Raw genomic sequence first — 17,939 nt, forward strand, 5'->3', positions numbered from 1 at the left:
CCCCCAGGGGACGTTGGGCCGGAAAGCCCAGCGGTGGCGTTGCTTTGCCCAAAACCAGTCCAATCAGGAGCCGTACCGATGAATCGGATTTATCGCAAGGTCTGGAACAAAGCATTGGGTCAGTTGGTGGTGGCCTCGGAACTGGCTTCCTCCGACAGCAGCAGTGGCGGGGTCGTCGACCAGCGCCACAATGCGACACAGGCCACGCCCGCACTGCTGGCGGTGGCACTGGGCCTGGTATTGGGATTGGGCATGAGTGGCTCTGCCACCGCACAGTCGGTGCAGATCGGCGGTAGCGCCACCTGTGTGGCATTCAGCGGCAAGCTGCTCGAAAAGTGTCTGATCGAAGGCTCGGCCACGGCCAAGGGCAGCAATGCGGTGGCGATCGGCAGCAACAGCAGTGCCAGCGCGGCCAACAGCGTGGCGCTGGGCGCGGGCTCCAGGGCCACGCGCGCCAACACCGTCTCCGTCGGTGATGCCGGCAAGGAACGGCAGGTCACCAACGTCGCCGCAGGCACGCAGGCGACCGACGCAGTGAACAAGGCGCAGCTGGATGCGCAGGCGCGCGCCACGCAGGCCGCTCTGGCCAACGTTGCCGCAGACGGGAACCGCTATTTCAAGGCCGACGGCGCAGGTGATGACAGCGACGCGGCGAAGATCCAGGGCGAGGGTGCACTGGCCGCTGGTGCCGGTGCGCAGTCGCTGGCCAACGCCACCACCGCCATCGGTACCCAGGCCATAGCTGCGGGCATCGGCGCCAGCGCGTTCGGCCAGGGCGCGTTGGCGATTGGTGATGCCAGCGTAGTGGTCGGGCAGAGCGCAGCAGCCTTCGGCCTTGGCGATACCGCCGTCGGCGCCAGTGCGTATGCCGCCAGCGAAAACGGTGCAGCAACGGCACTGGGTGCACTGTCTGAAGCCACCGCCGATGGTGCGACCGCCGTCGGTGGCGGTGCCGTGGCGATGGGCCCGGGCAGCACCGCGCTCGGTCGCGGCGCCACCGCCGCCAACGAAGCCTCGATCGCCGTCGGTGCGTTCAGCACGGCCGTCGGTGAATACAGTACGGCCCTGGGCTCCAATTCCGCCGCAGTCGCTACCGGCAGCGTGGCGCTGGGCGCCGGTTCGCTGGCCGACCGTGTCGATACCGTATCCGTCGGTGCCGCCGAATACGGCCTGACCCGCCAGATCACCAGCGTTGCCGCCGGCACCGAAGATACCGATGCGGTCAATGTTGGCCAGTTGAAGGGCGTTGCAGCGGTGGCCGATGCCACCGCCAAGCGCTTCCAGGCCACCGGCAGCAGCAACAGCGATGCCGGTGCCCTGGCTGAAGGCGACGACGCGCTGGCCGCAGGCGAGGCCGCCAATGCCATCGGCAATGGCACCACGGCGGTCGGTGCCGGTGCCACCGCCGTTGCGCAGAACGCGACCGCGGTGGGCAACAACGCGCTGGCCTCGGGCCAGAACAGCGCAGCATTCGGCAACAACGCGCAGGCCAACGGACCGGGCAGCGTGGCCGTCGGTGGCGCTGCGGTGGATGCCAACGGCAATCCGCTGATCACCAGTGGTGGCGTGCCGGTGGTCACCGGCGCCACCAGTGCCGGTGTGGGTGGCACGGCCGTCGGCGCGAGTGCCGATGCCAGCGGTTTTGCCGCATCGTCCTATGGCGTGGGGGCCTATGCGTCCGGCGCGCAGGCGTCGGCGTTCGGTGCGGTTTCCAATGCCATCGGTGACTACTCCACGGCACTGGGTACGCAGAGCAATGCCACGGGCACCAGCAGCGTTGCCATCGGTGGCCCGGCTGACCTGATTCCCGGCCTGGGCTTCTTCGTACAGACACAGGCCAGCGGTGAATCGGCGACTGCAGTCGGCGCAGGCGCCATCGCCAGCGGCGACCGTGCCGTGGCCAACGGCAGCCTCAGCGAAGCCTCCGGTGCCGAAGCCACCGCAGTGGGCTACTTCGCCTATGCGCCGGGCGAGAACGCCAGTGCGCTCGGCGCGCAGACCTGGGCCAGTGGTGCGCAGAGCACTGCGGTGGGCTACTACGCCACTGCACGCGGCGCCAACAGCGTCGCGCTGGGCGCGAACTCCGAAGCGGTGCGTGCCAACAGCGTGGCCGTCGGCAGTGCCGGCAACGAGCGGCAGATCACCAGCGTCGCAGCCGGCACCGAAGCCACCGATGCGGTGAACAAGGCGCAGCTGGATGCGGTGGCCAGCACCGCCGACAGTACCGCGCGCTTCTTCCAGGCCCAACCGGAAGCTGGCAGTGATGCCGGTGCGCTGGCGGAAGGCGAGGGTGCCATCGCGGCCGGTTCGTCGAGCAACGCGATCGGTGCGGGCGCGGTTGCGCATGGCGCGGCCGCGTCGGCCATCGGCGATGACAGCGTGGCGGTGGGCCGCAACAGCACGGCCACCGGCAATGGCGGTGTCGCCATCGGTGGCCTGGGGCAGGCCTACGACGAGTTCAACCAGCCGATCATCGGTGCCGATGGCAAGGCGCAGCAGGTGGGTACCACGGCCGTGGCCGATGCCACGGCGGTCGGCAGCGCTGCGCAGGCCACCGGTGCTGCCAGCAGTGCCTTCGGCAATGCGGCCAAGGCCAGCGGTGGCAACAGCTTCGCCGCCGGCGGCAAGTCGCGCGCAACCGGCGCGTATGCGGTGGCGGTGGGTGACAGTGCGTTCGCCAGCAGCGATGACAGTACCGCGGTGGGCGGCTACAGCTGGGCTACCGCCAGCGGCGCCAGCGCCTTTGGTTCCGGTGCGTGGGCGACCGCCACCAACGCTTCGGCGTTCGGCAACGCGGCGTGGGCCAGCGGCGCCGGCGCCACGTCGATCGGCTACAACAGCTGGGCCAACGGCACCAGCGCCACCGCGGTCGGCCGCGGTGCCTTCGGCTATGGCGACAACAGCGTGGCGCTGGGCTTCCAGGCGCTGGGCAACAGCATCAACAGCATCGCCATCGGCACCAACACGGTGGCCGGCGGCGAAAGTGCGATCGCGCTGGGGGCGGGCAGCAACGCCAGTGCCAGCAATGCCGTCGCACTCGGCGCGGGCTCGGTCGCCAACCGCGCACGCACGGTGTCGGTGGGCAGCAGCGGCAACGAGCGCCAGGTCACCAACGTCGCCGCCGGTACCCAGGCCACCGATGCGGTGAACAAGGCACAGCTGGACGCGGTGGCAAGCACCGCCACGACCACCAGCCGCTTCTTCCAGGCCAGCGGTAACGGCGACGATGTGGCGGGTGCGCTGGTGGAGGGCGACAACGCGCTGGCCGCAGGTGATGCGGCCAACGCCATCGGCAATGGCGCCACCGCGCTTGGCAGCGGTGCCAATGCGCTGGCCGGCAACGCGCAGGCGATCGGCTTCAACGCGCTGGCGACCGCCGCCAATGCCAGTGCCGTAGGCGCCAATGCACAGGCCACCGGCGAATACGCCACCGCGCAGGGTGCGGAAAGCGAAGCCAGCGGTGAGCAGAGTGCGGCGTTCGGCGCGGCCAGCATCGCCAGCGGCGCGGGCAGCACCGCCAGCGGTGCCTTGTCCGAAGCCTCCGGCGAAGAAGCCGTAGCCGTGGGCTACTTCAGCAACGCCAGTGGTAGTGGTGCCACCGCGGTCGGCAGCGAGAGTGTGGCCAGCGGCAAGGCCGCGGCAGCATTCGGTATCGGTGCCGAAGCCACCGGTGGTTACAGCACCGCCATCGGCGGCTACGCACAGGCTTCGGCCTTCAATGCCACCGCCTTTGGCAACTTCGCCAACGCCTCGGGTTCCAACAGCGTGGCGCTGGGCGGTGATTCGCAAGCGTCCGGTGCCTACAGCACCGCCACCGGCCAGGGCAGCCTGGCCACCGGTACCAACAGCGTCGCCATCGGCGGCTCGCTGTTCGGCACGCTGGCCACCGAAGCCTCGGGCAACTACTCCACCGCGGTGGGCGGTGGCGCCTGGTCGGGAGGCATCAACAGCACCGCGCTGGGCAATGCGGCGGAATCGCGCGCGGCCAACAGCGTGGCGCTCGGTGCGGATTCGATTGCGGACCGCGACAACACCGTATCGGTGGGCGGCGGCGGCAACACCCGCCAGATCACCAACGTGGCCGATGGCACGCAGGGCAACGATGCGGTCAACAAGAACCAGCTCGATGCCGTAGCCGCCGCTGCGGAAAAGACCAGCAGGCAGTTCCAGGCCAGCGGCAATGCCGATGGTGAAACCGGAGCGCTGGTGGAGGGCGACAATGCGCTGGCCGCCGGTGATGCGGCCAACGCCATCGGCAACGGCGCTACCGCGCTGGGCAGTGGTGCCAATGCGCTGGCCGCCAACGCCACCGCAGTCGGCATCGATGCGCTGGCGACCGGCAACAACGCGGCGGCACTGGGCAGCACGGCACAGGCCACCGGCGAGGACAGCCTGGCCCTGGGCAGCGGCGCCAGCGCCAGCGAAGTGGGGACAAGCGCGGTGGGCGCGCGTGCACAGGCAAGCGGTGTCTACAGCACCGCCAACGGTACTGAATCCAACGCCAGTGGCGCACAGTCCCTTGCCAGCGGCTTCCGCAGCGCGGCCTCCGCCGATGGCACCACAGCGGTGGGTGGCTATGCCGAAGCGACCGGTCGCCTCGGCACCGCACTCGGCTATGGCTCGGCTGCCAGCGGTGCCAACACCACGGCGGTGGGCTTCGGCGCAGCGGCGGCGGGCACCGGCGCGGTTGCGGTGGGTCAGTCGAGTGAAGCCAGCGGTGCGGAAAGTGTGGCGATCGGCGGCAGCACCTTCTTCGGCCTGATTCCGTCGCGCGCCAGTGGCACCGGTGCGGCAGCATTCGGTGCCGGTGCGTGGGCCACCGAGGATTACGCTACGGCCATCGGCTGGAATGCCTGGTCGGCAGGTACCAACACCACGGCGCTGGGTGCCAACGCCACCGCCAATGGCAGAAACAGCGTTGCGCTCGGTGCCGGTTCCAAGGCTGACCGCGACAACACGGTGGCCGTTGGCAAGGCCGGCAGCGAACGCCAGGTCACCCACGTTGCCGCCGGTACCGAAGCCACCGATGCGGTGAACAAGGGCCAGCTCGATGCCGTTGCCAGTGTCGCCGACAAGACCAGCCGCCAGTTCCAGGCCAGCGGCAATGCCGATGGCGAGGCCGGTGCACTGGTCGATGGTGAAAATGCGCTGGCGGCCGGCAATGCGGCCAATGCCATCGGCAACGGTGCGACCGCGCTGGGCAGCGGCGCCAACGCCATGGCCGCCAACGCCACGGCGGTCGGCTTCGATGCCCTGGCCACCGGCAACAATGCTGCCGCACTGGGCAATGCTGCGCAGGCCAGTGGTGTCGACAGCGTGGCGCTGGGCAGCGGTGCAAGCGCCAGCGAAACCGGCGCCAGCGCCACCGGTGCCGGGGCCCAGGCCAAGGGCCCCTACAGCACCGCCAGCGGTGCGCAGGCCACGGCCACCGGCACGCAGGCGCAGGCCAGTGGTTTCCGCGCCAATGCCTCGGCCGATGGCGCTTCGGCGCTGGGCAGCTATGCCGAAGCCAGCGGCCGCCTGGGTACTGCGGTCGGTTACGGCAGCAAGGCCACCGGTTTGAATGCCACGGCGGTGGGTGTCAGTGCCAACGCTTCGGCTGCCGGCAGTGTCGCACTGGGTGGAGGCTCGGTGGCCGATCGTGCCAATACCGTGTCCGTCGGCAGTGCCGTCAACAACCGGCAGGTCACCAATGTCGCCAACGGTACCGAAATCAATGACGCAGTGAATCGCGGTCAGCTGGACGCCGTTGCGTTCACCGCCAACACCACCAACCGATATTTCCGCGCCAATGGCACGGGAACCGCGAACGCCATCGGTACCGATTCGGTAGCGATGGGCTCGGTGGCCAATGCGGCGGGCGCACGCAGCATCGCGCTGGGTGCCAATGCCACGGTGTCTGCCTCCGGCGCACTGGCCGTTGGCGCCGGTGCGGGTGCGGTCGGCGTCAACTCGGTTGCAATCGGTGCTGGAGCGCGTGCGCTGGATGCCAATGTTGTGTCGGTAGGCAGTGGCAACCCCACCGATGGCCCGGCCACGCGCCGCATCGTCAACGTGGCTGATGGCCGCATCGCTGCCGGCAGCAGTGACGCGGTGACCGGCTCCCAGCTCAATGTCACCAACCAGCGCGTGGGCGCAGTGGAAACCCGCGTCGGTGATTTCGATTCGCGCATCGCCACGGTGGAGACCACGGCGGCCAGTGCAGTCGGCTACGACGACGCCAGCCGTGACCGCCTGACCCTGTCCGGCTTCCAGGGCACCACCATCGACAATGTCGGTGCCGGCAGCATCGCCGCCGGCAGCCGCCAGGCGATCAATGGCGGCCAGCTGTTCCAGTCGCTCAGCGATGCCGCCAGCTTCCTGGGGGGCGGCGCCAGCGTCGGCATGCAGGGCGTGTTCGTGGCGCCGAACTACGTGATCCAGGGCGCCACCTACAGCAACGTCGGTGATGCGCTGGGTGCGTTGGACCGCAAGGTCAGCGAGATCGACCGCCGCACCGCCGGTGGTTCGCGTTCGGGAACGGCCAGCCTGCGTTCGATGAGTGCCTCGCTGGATGAAAGCGCACTGGCCAGCGTTGCCGAAGCACCGGCGGCGGCCGATGCGGCACCGGCCAGCACCGCACGCGTGCAGGGCACGCCGACCGCAGCGGCGGCGGGTGCGGGCATCCCGGTGGGCACCCCGGCATCGGGTCTCAACGCGGTCGCCATGGGCGACGGCGCAGTGGCCAGCGGCGCCTCCTCCACCGCCATCGGCCAGGGCGCAAGTGCCACCGCTGCCAACGCTGTGGCGCTGGGCCAGGGCTCGGTTGCCGATCGTGCCAATACGGTGTCGGTGGGCAGCGAAGGCAACGAGCGCCAGGTCACCAACGTTGCGGCCGGTACCACCGCCACCGATGCGGTCAACAAGGGCCAGCTCGATCGTGGCATGGCCACCGCAAACAGCTACACCGACAGCCGCGTGCAGGCCGTCGCCGACAGCTTCGATGTGTTCAAGGGCGAGGTCGACGGGCGCCTGCGGCACATGGATCGCCGCATCGACCGCCAGGGCGCGATGAGCGCGGCGATGCTCAACATGGCCACCAGTGCTGCCGGCATCCGCACCCAGAACCGGGTCGGCGTCGGCATCGGCTTCCAGGGCGGCGAATCGGCACTGTCGCTGGGTTACCAGCGTGCGATCAGCGATCGCGCCACGGTGACGGTCGGCGGTGCCTTCAGCAGCGACGACAGCTCGGTCGGCGTCGGCGCCGGCTTCGGCTGGTAAGCCACTCCATCGCGCCGGCGGCCACCCACGCCGGCGCAGCACCTGCAACGAGGGCCTGGGGGGAGGTCACGGCAATCCCGGCTGGGCCGGCCGGGAGTCGTCAAGGAATGATGGCCGCAGTGTTGGTTCGATCCATGACCCAGAAGAGGAATTCGACGTGATCAAGAAGCAGAACCTTCGCATCAATGTGTTGGCAGCCGCCGTGCTGTCGCTGACCGGTGTTGGCCTGGCACAGGCCGCCGACCTGAAAGCAAATGCGCCGTTGTCCGGCCCGAAGACGCAGCAGGTTGATGGCATCATCGTGAAGTACCGCGCTGGCAGCGCCGCAGCGGCCGATGCAAATGCCAAGCTGGCCGTGGTCAACTCGGCCATCGCGCGCGCCGTGCCGGCAGGCACCAATGCAGCTGCGCGCAGTGCCGCGCTGCGCCCGCAGGTGGCCCGCAGGCTCGGCATCGGTGCCGATCTGATCCGCCTGCAGGGAGGGATCGCGCGCGCCGAACTGGACAAGGTGCTGGGCGAACTGAAGGCTGACCCGACCGTCGAATATGCGGTGGCCGACGCCGTCATGTATCCGATCGATGCCGCGTCGTCGCCGCGCGCGGACGCCGTCGCGAAGTCCGATGCGTCGCCCAACTTCGTGCCCAACGATCCGTACTACCAGAGCCACAACTGGCACTTCCACAACCCGGTCGGCGGCGTCAACGCACCGGCCGCATGGGACGTCTCGCAGGGCGAGGGCATCGTGGTGGCCGTGCTCGATACCGGCATCCTGCCCGAGCACCCGGATTTTGCCGCCGGCACCCTGCTGGAGGGCTACGACTTCATCAGCCAGGCCAGCCGCTCGCGTCGTGCCGCCGACGGCCGCGTGCCAGGTGCACTCGACTACGGTGACTGGATGCCCACCGCCAATGCCTGCTACGACGGTTCGCCGGTACGCGACAGCAGCTGGCACGGTACCCATGTGACCGGCACCATCGCCGAGGCCACCAACAACGGCCTGCATACCGCCGGCCTGGCCTACAAGGCCAAGGTGCTGCCGGTGCGCGTGCTCGGCTATTGCGGTGGCACCCTGTCGGACATCACCGACGCCATCACCTGGGCCTCGGGCGGTACCGTGGCCGGCATTCCTGCCAACCAGAATCCGGCCGAGATCATCAACATGAGCCTGGGCGGCTCCGGCAGCTGTGATCCGGCCTACCAGGCGGCCATCAACGGTGCCACCAACCGCGGTACCCTGGTGGTGGTGGCAGCCGGCAACGACTCGATGAATGTCGCCAATGCCCGCCCGGCCAACTGCGATGGCGTGGTCTCGGTCGGCGCGACCGGCATCACCGGCGCCATGGCCTACTACTCCAACTTCGGTACCCGCATCGATCTGTCCGGCCCGGGCGGTGGCGTCACCGACGGCAATCCGAACGGCTATGTCTGGCAGGCGGTGTCCAGCAGCAAGACGTCGCCGCCGGCAGCCGGTTCCACCGAGGGTTACACCCTTGGCGGCAAGGCCGGCACCTCGATGGCGGCACCGCATGTGGCTGCCGTCGCCGCGCTGGTGCAGAGCGCGCTGATCGCCGCCAACCGCGACCCGCTCGCACCGGCAGGCATGCGGACCCTGCTGAAGGAAACGGCACGTCCGTTCCCGGTCAGCATTCCGTCCGCCACCCCGATCGGCACCGGCATCGTCGACGCCAAGGCCGCGCTGGACAAGGCCCTGGAAGAGCCGTGCACCGAGAACTGCGGTCCGGTGGCCAAGCCGCTGACCAACAAGGTGGCCATCGGCGGGTTGAGTGGTGCCGCCGGCAGCAGCGTGCTTTACAGCTTCGAGGCCGCGGCAGGCAAGCAGCTCAGCGTCATCACCTATGGTGGCACCGGCAATGTGTCGGTCTACCTGGCCAAGGGCCGCGAGCCGAGTGCCACCGACAACGATGCGCGCTCGACCCGCCCGGGCACCTCGGAAACGGTGCGCGTGACTGCAGCGACCGCCGGCACCTACTACATCAAGGTGGTGGGCGAGGCGGCATACAGCGGCGTGAGCATTCTCGCCACGCAGTAAGCGCGCAGTGCGGTAGTTGAATGGCCGAAGCCCGTCACCCGCATGTGACGGGCTTCGTCTTTTTACGAAAGCGGGCGGCGGGGCGACGGAAATCACGGCGTAACTGCTAAAGTCGAGCCGATTGACAGGAGAGTCACGTGAACGCGCTTGCTGCAACCGCCGCCGACGACGCCGAAGGTCGCATCCTGGATGCGTTGCTGGCGCGTGGCCGCCTCAAGGAGGGCGATCTTGCACGGGCTCGGCCGCTGCACGCGGAGGCGGGCGGCAGCCTGCTCGGCCTGCTGGTGCGGCTGGGGCTGGTATCCGAACGTGACCAGGCGCAGGCCAGCGCCGAGGTGCTGGGTCTGCCGCTGCTGGATGGCAAGCAGTTGCCGGATTCACCGCCCCAGGGCCTGGCCGAGGGCCTGCCGCTGTCCCTGCGTTTCCTCAAGCAGTTCCATGTATGCCCGCTGGCGCTGGATGAACAGGGTGTACGGCTGTGGCTGGCCGACGCCCACGATCCCTATCCGCAGCAGGCTGTGCAGCTGGCGCTGGGCGTACCGGTGACGCCGGTGCTGGGCATGCGCGCGGAGATCGATGATCTGGTCGAGCGCTGGTTCGGCCAGGGCCGCAGCGCGATGGGCGCGATCGTTGAAACCGCGGACGGCGAGGGTGGCGCGGTCGACGATATCGAGCACCTGCGCGACCTCGCCTCGGAAGCGCCGGTGATCCGCCTGGTCAACCTGGTGATCCAGCGTGCGGTGGAGCTGCGTGCTTCGGACATCCATGTCGAGCCGTTCGAGAGCCGGCTGAAGGTGCGTTACCGCGTCGATGGCGTGCTGGTGGAGGGCGAAAGCCCGCCGGCCAACCTCACCGCAGCGGTGATCAGCCGCATCAAGATCATGGCCCGCCTCAACATCGCCGAGCGCCGCCTGCCGCAGGATGGGCGCATCATGCTGCGCGTGCAGGGCAAGGAGCTGGACCTGCGCGTGAGCACGGTGCCGACCGCGCACGGCGAGAGCGTGGTGATGCGCCTGCTCGACCGCGAAACGGTGGTGTTCGATTTCCATCGGCTCGGCTTTACCGATGCCTTCCTGCCGCAGTTCCGCAAGGTGCTGGAACAACCGCACGGCATCCTGCTGGTCACCGGCCCGACCGGTTCGGGCAAGACCACCACGCTGTACACCGCGCTGAGCCAGCTCAACACCGCCGACGTCAAGATCATCACGGTGGAAGATCCGGTCGAGTACCAGATCGAGGGCATCAACCAGATTCAGGCCAAGCCGCAGATCGGCCTGGACTTCGCCAACGCACTGCGCAGCATCGTCCGCCAGGACCCGGACATCATCATGATCGGCGAAATGCGCGACCTGGAAACCGCGCGCATCGCGATCCAGTCGGCGCTGACCGGCCACCTGGTGCTGTCCACCCTGCACACCAACAATGCGGCCGGCGGCATCACCCGCCTGCTCGACATGGGCGTGGAGGACTATCTGCTCACCTCCACCATCAACGGCATCCTGGCGCAGCGCCTGGTGCGCCGGTTGGAGCCGACCCACGCCGAGCGCTATGAAGCCTCGCCGGAGGAGATCGAGCGCTTCGAGCTGCGCCGTCTGCAACCGGAAGGGCCGATCCATCTATACCGCCCGAAGCCTTCGGCACTGGCGCCGACCGGCTACCTGGGCCGCACCACCATCATGGAATTCCTGGTGATGAACGATGCGCTGCGGCGCGCGGTGATGCGCCGCGATGGCATGGGCGAGATCGAACGCATCGCCCGTGAAGCCGGCATGCGCACCATGTATGAGGATGGCCTGGCCAAAGCACTCAGCGGCCAGACCACCATCGAGGAAGTGCTGCGCGTGACCGAGGAAAGCTGATGCGCGCAGGACGCCGGGGCTGACATGCCGAACTACCGCTACAAGGCGCTCAATCCGCACGGCGAGATCTTCGACGGGCAGATGGAAGCCGCCAGCGAGGCCGAACTGGTCGCGCGCCTGCAGGATCAGGGGCACCTGCCGATGGAGACCCAGCTGGCCGATGGCGGCGTGGTCGGCGGCAGCAGCTGGCGCACGCTGCTGCGCCAGCGCCCGTTGCAGGGCGCGGCGCTGCTGCAGTTCACCCAGCAGCTGGCGACCCTGCTTGGCGCCGGCCAGCCGCTGGACCGTGCACTGTCGATCCTGCTCGGGCTTCCGGAAGACGAACGTTCGCGCCGCGCGATCACCGACATCCGCGACGTGGTGCGCGGCGGTGCGCCGCTGTCGACCGCGCTGGAACGCCAGCACGGCCTGTTCTCGCGCCTGTACGTGAACATGGTGCGTGCCGGCGAGGCGGGTGGCAGCCTGCACGAGACCCTGCAGCGGCTGGCCGACTACCTTGAACGCAGCCGCGCGCTGCAGGGCAAGGTGATCAACGCACTGGTCTATCCGGCCATCCTGCTGGTGGTGGTGGGCGGTGCGCTGCTGTTCCTGCTCGGTTACGTGGTGCCACAGTTCGCGCAGATGTACGAAAGCCTGGACGTGGCGCTGCCGTGGTTCACCAATGCGGTGCTGCAGCTTGGCCTGTTCGTGCGCGACTGGTGGGTGCTGCTGCTGGTGGTGCCCGCAGTGCTGGCACTGTTCTTCGAACGCAAGGTACGGCAGCCGGCATTCCGGCTGGCGCTGGATGGTTGGCTGCTGCAGCGTCGCGGCATCGGCCGCCTGCTGGGCGAACTTGAAACCGCACGGCTTGCGCGCACGCTGGGCACCCTGCTGCGCAACGGCGTGCCGCTGCTCGGTGCGCTGGGCATCGCCCGCAACGTGCTGGGCAACCGTGCGCTGGCTGCCGATGTCGAAGCGGCCGCCGATGAAGTGAAGAACGGTGCCGGCCTGTCGCTGGCGCTGTCGCGCGGCAAGCGCTTCCCGCGCCTGGCGCTGCAGATGATCCAGGTCGGCGAGGAGTCCGGTGCACTCGATACCATGCTGCTGAAGGCCGCCGACACGTTTGAACAGGACAGCGCCCGTCGCATCGACCGTCTGCTGGCCGCGATGGTGCCGGCGATCACCCTGGTGCTGGCCTCGGTGGTCGGTGCGGTGATCGTGGCCGTGCTGGTGCCGTTGTACGACCTGACCAATGCCATCGGCTGATGATGGCTCCCTACGCAACCCCGACACTCCGCAACCGAAAGGACCGACCATGATTGCTTCCCGTCGACCGATCCGCCTTTCCTTCGCCGCCGCGCGCAACCAGTCGGGCATGAGCCTGCTGGAGATCATCATCGTCATCGTGCTGATTGGCGCGGTGCTGACACTGGTCGCCAGCCGCGTGCTGGGCGGTGCCGATCGTGGCAAGGCGAACATCGCCAAGGCCCAGGTGCAGACCGTTGCCTCCAAGGTCGACAACTACCAGATCGATACCGGCAAGCTGCCGGGCTCGCTCAACGATCTGGTGACCGCACCGGCCGGTGTCGGCGGCTGGCTGGGCCCGTACGCCAAGCCGGCCGACCTGAATGACCCGTGGGGCCACGCGCTGGAGTACCGCGCGCCGGGCGAAGGCCAGCCGTATGAACTGATCAGCCTGGGCAAGGACGGCAAGGCCGGTGGCAGCAGCGTCGACGCTGACATCCGCTACCAGCCGTAACCGAGCATGACGCATTTCCTGCCGCGGCGGCTGCCTCGCCCTCGCCTGCACGGCAGGCGCGCAGCGGGCCTGTCGCTGCTGGAAATGCTGCTGGTGATCGCGCTGATCGCCGCGATCGGCCTGATCACCGCCGCGGGTCTGTCGCGCGGCTTTGCCGGCATGCAGCTGCGCAGCGCCGGCAAGGACATCGCCAATCAGCTGCGCATGGTGCGCGCCCAGGCCATCGCACGCGGTGAACCGCAGCGCTTCGTGATCGAACCGGCGCGTCGCCACTGGCAAGGTGCGAACCAGCGCCAGGGCGACGTCCCGGCGCAGCTGCAGGTGCAGTTCGAAGGCGCCGCGCAGCTGGCCACCGCACCGGGGCAGGGCGTGATCGAGTTCCATCCCGATGGCGGCTCCAGTGGTGGCCGCATCCGGCTGCAGCGTGAGGGCGCCGAATGGCGCATCGATGTCGGCTGGCTGACCGGCGAGGTCCGCTCCGGCCCGTGGCAGGCGCCATGAAGCGGCGGGCGCGTGGTTTCACCCTGCTGGAAGTCATCATCGCCTTCGCCCTGCTGGGCCTTGCGTTGACACTACTGCTGGGCAGCCTGTCAGGTGGCGCGAAACAAGTCCGCGAGGCTGAGCTGCGCACGCGTGCGGTGCTGCATGCGCAGTCGTTGCTGGCCGAAGCCGGTGTCGCCTCGCCATTGCAGGTCGGCAGCCAGCAGGGCGACTGGGAACAGGGCCGATACCATTGGGAGCTGCAGGTGCAGCCCTGGGTCGAGCCGCGTGCCGGCAACGCGGCGCAGGTACAGGCGCAATCGCCGGGGGCTCCCTGGCTGGCCGAGCTGCAGCTTCAGGTGCACTGGGGCGAAGGCGAACGCGAGCAACTGCGCTGGCGCAGCCTGCGCCTGCTGCCGCCGGACCTGGAGAGCGCGCGATGAAGCGAAGCGCCGCGGGCTTTACCCTGATGGAAGTGATGCTGGCCACGGTGCTGTTGGCCGGTGGCCTGGCGTTGGCGTTCGCCAGCGTGCGCTCGGCGATGGCGGTGAGCCAGCGTGGCGAGCAGATTGCCGCCGAGAGCGAACGCATGCGTGCGGTTGAAGCCCTGCTGCGGCGACAACTGGCGGGTGCGCTGCGCACGCCGCTGGAAGTGCCTGATCCCACCCGCGAACCGATCTTTTTCCAGGGCGAAGAGCAACGCATGCTGTTCGCGGCTGATCTGCCGGGCTACCTGGGCCGTGGCGGTGCCTACCTGCACGCATTGCAGGTGGATGGCCGCAGCGGCCAGCAACGCCTTCTGCTCGACCTGGTACTGCTGCAGGAAGGCGAGCGCATTGCCGAGAACCCACCGCGCCCGCCGGAGGTGCTGGTGGAGAACCTGAAATCGGTGCAGCTGCGCTATCGCGGCATCGATGCCAGCACCGGCCAGGTGACTGAGTGGATGCCGCGCTGGGATGACACCCGGCGCCTGCCGATGCTGGTGGAGATCCAGATCGTGCCTGCCAAGGGTGCCCCCTGGCCTGCACTGGTGGTCGCTCCGCGCGCCGGCGGCAGTGGAGGTGCGCGATGAGCCGGGCGCGAGGGGCGGCGCTGGTACTGGTGCTGTGGCTGATCGCGCTGATGACGGCGCTGGTGGGGGCGTTCGCGTTGAGCGCGCGGGTCGAGCATCTGCAGCAGCGGGTGCTGGACGATGACGCGCGTGGCCAGGAGCGTGCACGGGCGGGACTGGAATACGCGTTGACGCGCCTGTCCGCCGATCCGCAGCGAGCGCCCTGGCGCGCCGATGGCCGTGTCTATCGCTGGCAGTTCGATGACGCCAGCATCGAGATCAAGGTGCTGGACGAGAACGGCAAGATCAACCTGAACCTGGCCGACGTGGCCCTGCTGAGCGCCTTCCTCAAGGCGCTGGGTGAAGACGAAACGCAGGCCCGCCAGCTGGCCGGCGCGATCGTCGACTGGCGTGACGAGGACAGCCTGCTGCAGCCCGGCGGTGGTGCCGAAGCGCCCGACTATGCCGCAGCAGGCCTGCCCTATGGCCCCCGCAACAAGCGTTTCGAGACGCTGGGCGAGCTGCAGCGGGTACTCGGCATGCGCGGGCCGCTTTACCAGGCCATGCTGCCGCACCTGACCCTGTACAGCCGGCAGGCGCGGCCGGATCCGCAGTTCGCCAGCGCACCGGTGCTGACCGCACTGGGCATGGATGCGGACACCGTGCTGGCGCAGCGCGCCCAGCAGGAGCGTGATGCAGATGCCGCTGGCGGTACGACAACGCTTGCCAGCAGCAGCGGCACCTATAGTATCGAGTCTCGTGCAACGGACGGCAGTGGACGCCGGTCGGTAGTGCAGGCAGTGGTTCGCAATGGCTCGGGCGGGGTTCCCGGGCGGTCCTACACAGTGCTTCGCTGGGAGCAGGGAATGACAGCAAGATGACGGCTTGGCAGGACAGTGTGCGGCAGGTGCAGGGCCGGATCGGCCCCGGTGCCGGCCGTTTCCTGCGCTGGTGGCGGCAATCGCTGCTGGCGTGGGTGCCGGCCCGTTGGCAGTGGGCGCTGGGCTGGGCGCAGGCCCGCCTGCTGCTGCAGCGCGAAGGCGACCACCTTCAGGTCTGGCGTGAGGCGGGGGAGCGCCGCGAACCGGTGGTGCGGCTGCCGTGGCCGCTGTCACCGGCCGAACTGGATCGCGTGCTGGAAGCCCGCCTGCGCAGCTTGCCGCGGGTGTGGCTGCTGCCGGCCGGCGATGTGCTGCGCCGGCAGCTGCGCCTGCCAGCGGCCGCGGCTGACCGCCTGCGTGCGGTGGTCGGCTTCGAGATCGACCGGCAGACGCCGTTCGAATCCAGCCAGGTCAGCTATGACGTGTGTGAACGTGGCGCGGCGGGCGAGGGCCAGCTGCAGGTCGAACTGGTGGCCTGGCCGTTGCGGCAGCTCGAGGCCTGGCGCAGCAACGTGGGCCAATGGGCCGATGCACTGTCCGGTGTCGATGCCATCGATGCGCAGGGCAACATCCTGCAGGTGAACCTGCTGCCGCCCGCGCAGCGTCAGCTGCAGGCCGACCCGATGCGGCGCTGGAACCTTCTGCTGGCGGTGGCCGCGGTGGTGATGCTGGTGCTGGCTGGCCTGCAGCTGCTCGACAACCGCCGCGCGGCAGCTGATGAACTGCGTGCCGAAGTTGAGCGCAGTGCGCGCAGTGCGCGTGGCGTGGCCAGCGAACGTGCCCAGCTGCAGGCGCTGATCGACGGTGCTGCGTTCCTGGAAAAGCAGCGCGGCCAGCGCGCCGGTACGGTGGAGATCTGGAACGAACTGACCCGGCGCCTGCCGGAGGGGACGTACCTGGAAAAACTGGCCATCGAGAACAACAACCTGCAGCTGATCGGGCTCAGCCGCGAGGCATCGCAGCTGGTGCAGCTGCTGCAGGATGCGCCGCAGTGGCGCAAAGTGAACCTGACCGGCGTGCTGCAGGCCGACGGTGCCGCCAGCGGCCGCGACCGCTTCACCATGACCGCTGAACTGCAGCCGTTGCCGACGGCAGCCCCGACCCGGGAGGCGGCCGATGCCGATGCCAAGCGCACGCCGTGACCGCTGGCTGGCACTGGCACTGCTGCTGGCAGTGCTGGGCCTGGCCTATCTGCTGCTGGTGCACCCGTGGTTCACCCAGCCGTTGCGCGGGATCGATGCCGATGTGGCCGCACTGCGCGAACGCGAATCGCGCGTGCAGGCACAGCTGCAGCAGAAGCCGCAGATCGAGCAGCGCCTGCGAGCCACCCGCGAAGCCCTGCAGCAACGGCCGGGCTTCCTGCGTGAGGCCACTGCCGAGGCCGCCGCCGCCGCACTGGGCGCGAAGCTGCAGGACGCGGTGGCGATGGCCAGCCCGGGCAACCGCAGCTGCACCATCAGCAACCGCACGCCGCTCACCGACAACCGCCGTGACGCCGAGTTCGTGCGCGTGGCCATGCAGGTGCGCCTGCGCTGTGGCGTGGCCGAGCTGGCCACGGTGCTGCACAGCCTGGAAACCGGCAGCCCGCGCTTGTTCGTCGACAACCTCAACCTGATCGCGCAGCGCTTCCAGCAATCTCCGAATGAATCCGGGCTGGGTCTGGATGTGTCGTTCGAGCTGGCCGGCTACCTGCTGCCGGGCGCTGCTGCCGATGGCAGTGCCCCGGCACCTGCCGCCGAACCGGTGTCCGCGCCGCAGCCGCCTTCAGCGGCGCCCGCCCCCGTACCGGCTGCGCCGGTCGAGGGACAGGAGGTGGCTGATGAAACTTGAGCAGATCAGCCTGCGTACCGGTTTCCTGCTGGCCCTGGCCGGTTGGGCCGCGGCGGTCTGGTTGGCCACCGGTTTTGGTCTGGGCAGCCAGCTACCAGGTGCCGACGGCGATGCCGATGCGGCGCCTTCGCTGCCGGTGCTGCCGCCGTTGGCCGCAGAACGCATGCCCAGCGCCGACAGCTACAGCGCGATCAGTGAGCGACCACTTTTCGCCGAGGACCGCACGCCGAAGCCCTACCTGCTCGGTGGCAGCGAGCCTGCCGCCAGCGCCGCGCTGCGCTTGACCGGCGTGCTGCTGACCGGCGACTTCGGCATGGCCACCTTCACCACCGAACAGAATCGTTCGCTGCGGCTGCGCCTCAATGGCGAAGCGGTGGACGGCTGGCAACTGGTGGGGCTGGCGCCGCGCCAGGCCACGGTGATCGGCCCAAGTGGCAGCCAGGTGCTGGAACTGGCCGTGTTCAACGGCCAGGGCGGCGAGCCACCCACCGTACTGCGCGGTGCCAATGGCGTGCCGCCAGCGGGTGCGGTCGTTGTGCCGCCGCCGGCGGGCGCACCGCCGATGCCACCCCCACCTCCGGCTGCTGCAACCGCAACCGCGCAGCCGCAGCCCGCCAGCAGCGTGCCATCAGCCGCCGCCGCGGCACCGCCTGCCAACAACAACGGCCCCAGCGAAGCGCAGATGCAGGCCATCCGCGAACGCATCCAGGCCCGTCGCCGCCAGCTGCAGCAACAACAGCAGCAACAACCGTCGCCGCCCCCGGGCGATGGCACCAACCGATAGAGTGAA

At 69.1% G+C, this 17,939-nt stretch carries 12 protein-coding genes; all 12 read left to right on the forward strand.

What is annotated here, in order from left to right:
• Window positions 1-78: 78 nt before the first annotated feature.
• The 12 genes from ACZK29_RS02925 to ACZK29_RS02980 all read left to right on the forward strand — a co-directional run bounded on the left by ACZK29_RS02925 (window position 79) and on the right by ACZK29_RS02980 (window position 17,933).
• On the forward strand, window positions 79-7,260 hold the full coding sequence (locus tag ACZK29_RS02925; protein ID WP_478446651.1) for an ESPR-type extended signal peptide-containing protein: 7,182 nt from the start codon (window positions 79-81) through the stop codon (window positions 7,258-7,260).
• 157 nt (window positions 7,261-7,417) lie between these two features.
• Complete coding sequence (locus ACZK29_RS02930) at window positions 7,418-9,310, forward strand: S8 family serine peptidase (RefSeq protein ID WP_478446652.1); 1,893 nt, start codon at window positions 7,418-7,420, stop codon at window positions 9,308-9,310.
• A gap of 137 nt (window positions 9,311-9,447) precedes the next feature.
• Entirely contained in the window at window positions 9,448-11,169 is a 1,722-nt protein-coding gene (gene gspE / locus ACZK29_RS02935; RefSeq protein ID WP_049428792.1) for a type II secretion system ATPase GspE, read from the forward strand.
• A 24-nt stretch (window positions 11,170-11,193) separates the two neighbouring features.
• Window positions 11,194-12,414 (forward strand): type II secretion system protein XpsF, encoded by a 1,221-nt coding sequence (gene xpsF, locus ACZK29_RS02940; RefSeq protein ID WP_099484333.1) that lies wholly within the window; start codon window positions 11,194-11,196, stop codon window positions 12,412-12,414.
• A 49-nt stretch (window positions 12,415-12,463) separates the two neighbouring features.
• Entirely contained in the window at window positions 12,464-12,907 is a 444-nt protein-coding gene (gene gspG / locus ACZK29_RS02945) for a type II secretion system major pseudopilin GspG (RefSeq protein WP_099484332.1), read from the forward strand.
• Between the two features lie 6 nt (window positions 12,908-12,913).
• Window positions 12,914-13,408: a type II secretion system protein XpsH gene (gene xpsH, locus ACZK29_RS02950; protein ID WP_099484331.1), complete on the forward strand. Its 495-nt coding sequence runs from the start codon at window positions 12,914-12,916 to the stop codon at window positions 13,406-13,408.
• A complete protein-coding gene (xpsI, locus tag ACZK29_RS02955) occupies window positions 13,405-13,830 on the forward strand; it encodes a type II secretion system protein XpsI (protein ID WP_111193276.1) in 426 nt (141 codons plus the stop codon). Before xpsH ends, xpsI begins: the two co-directional genes overlap by 4 nt.
• Window positions 13,827-14,459 carry a type II secretion system protein J gene (locus tag ACZK29_RS02960; protein ID WP_111111617.1) on the forward strand — a complete coding sequence of 211 codons (633 nt, stop codon included), beginning with the start codon at window positions 13,827-13,829 and terminating at the stop codon, window positions 14,457-14,459. Before xpsI ends, ACZK29_RS02960 begins: the two co-directional genes overlap by 4 nt.
• Window positions 14,456-15,319, forward strand: a complete 864-nt coding sequence (locus ACZK29_RS02965; RefSeq protein ID WP_111111618.1) for a type II secretion system minor pseudopilin — start codon at window positions 14,456-14,458, stop codon at window positions 15,317-15,319. Before ACZK29_RS02960 ends, ACZK29_RS02965 begins: the two co-directional genes overlap by 4 nt.
• Window positions 15,316-16,461: a PilN domain-containing protein gene (locus ACZK29_RS02970; protein WP_478446653.1), complete on the forward strand. Its 1,146-nt coding sequence runs from the start codon at window positions 15,316-15,318 to the stop codon at window positions 16,459-16,461. Before ACZK29_RS02965 ends, ACZK29_RS02970 begins: the two co-directional genes overlap by 4 nt.
• Window positions 16,436-17,149 (forward strand): type II secretion system protein GspM, encoded by a 714-nt coding sequence (gspM, locus tag ACZK29_RS02975; RefSeq protein WP_478446654.1) that lies wholly within the window; start codon window positions 16,436-16,438, stop codon window positions 17,147-17,149. The genes ACZK29_RS02970 and gspM overlap by 26 nt, the downstream gene beginning before the upstream one ends.
• Window positions 17,139-17,933: a hypothetical protein gene (locus tag ACZK29_RS02980; protein WP_478446655.1), complete on the forward strand. Its 795-nt coding sequence runs from the start codon at window positions 17,139-17,141 to the stop codon at window positions 17,931-17,933. The genes gspM and ACZK29_RS02980 overlap by 11 nt, the downstream gene beginning before the upstream one ends.
• Window positions 17,934-17,939: the final 6 nt, after the last annotated feature.

The sequence above is a fragment of the Stenotrophomonas sp. 89682_Sma genome, from assembly GCF_056481405.1.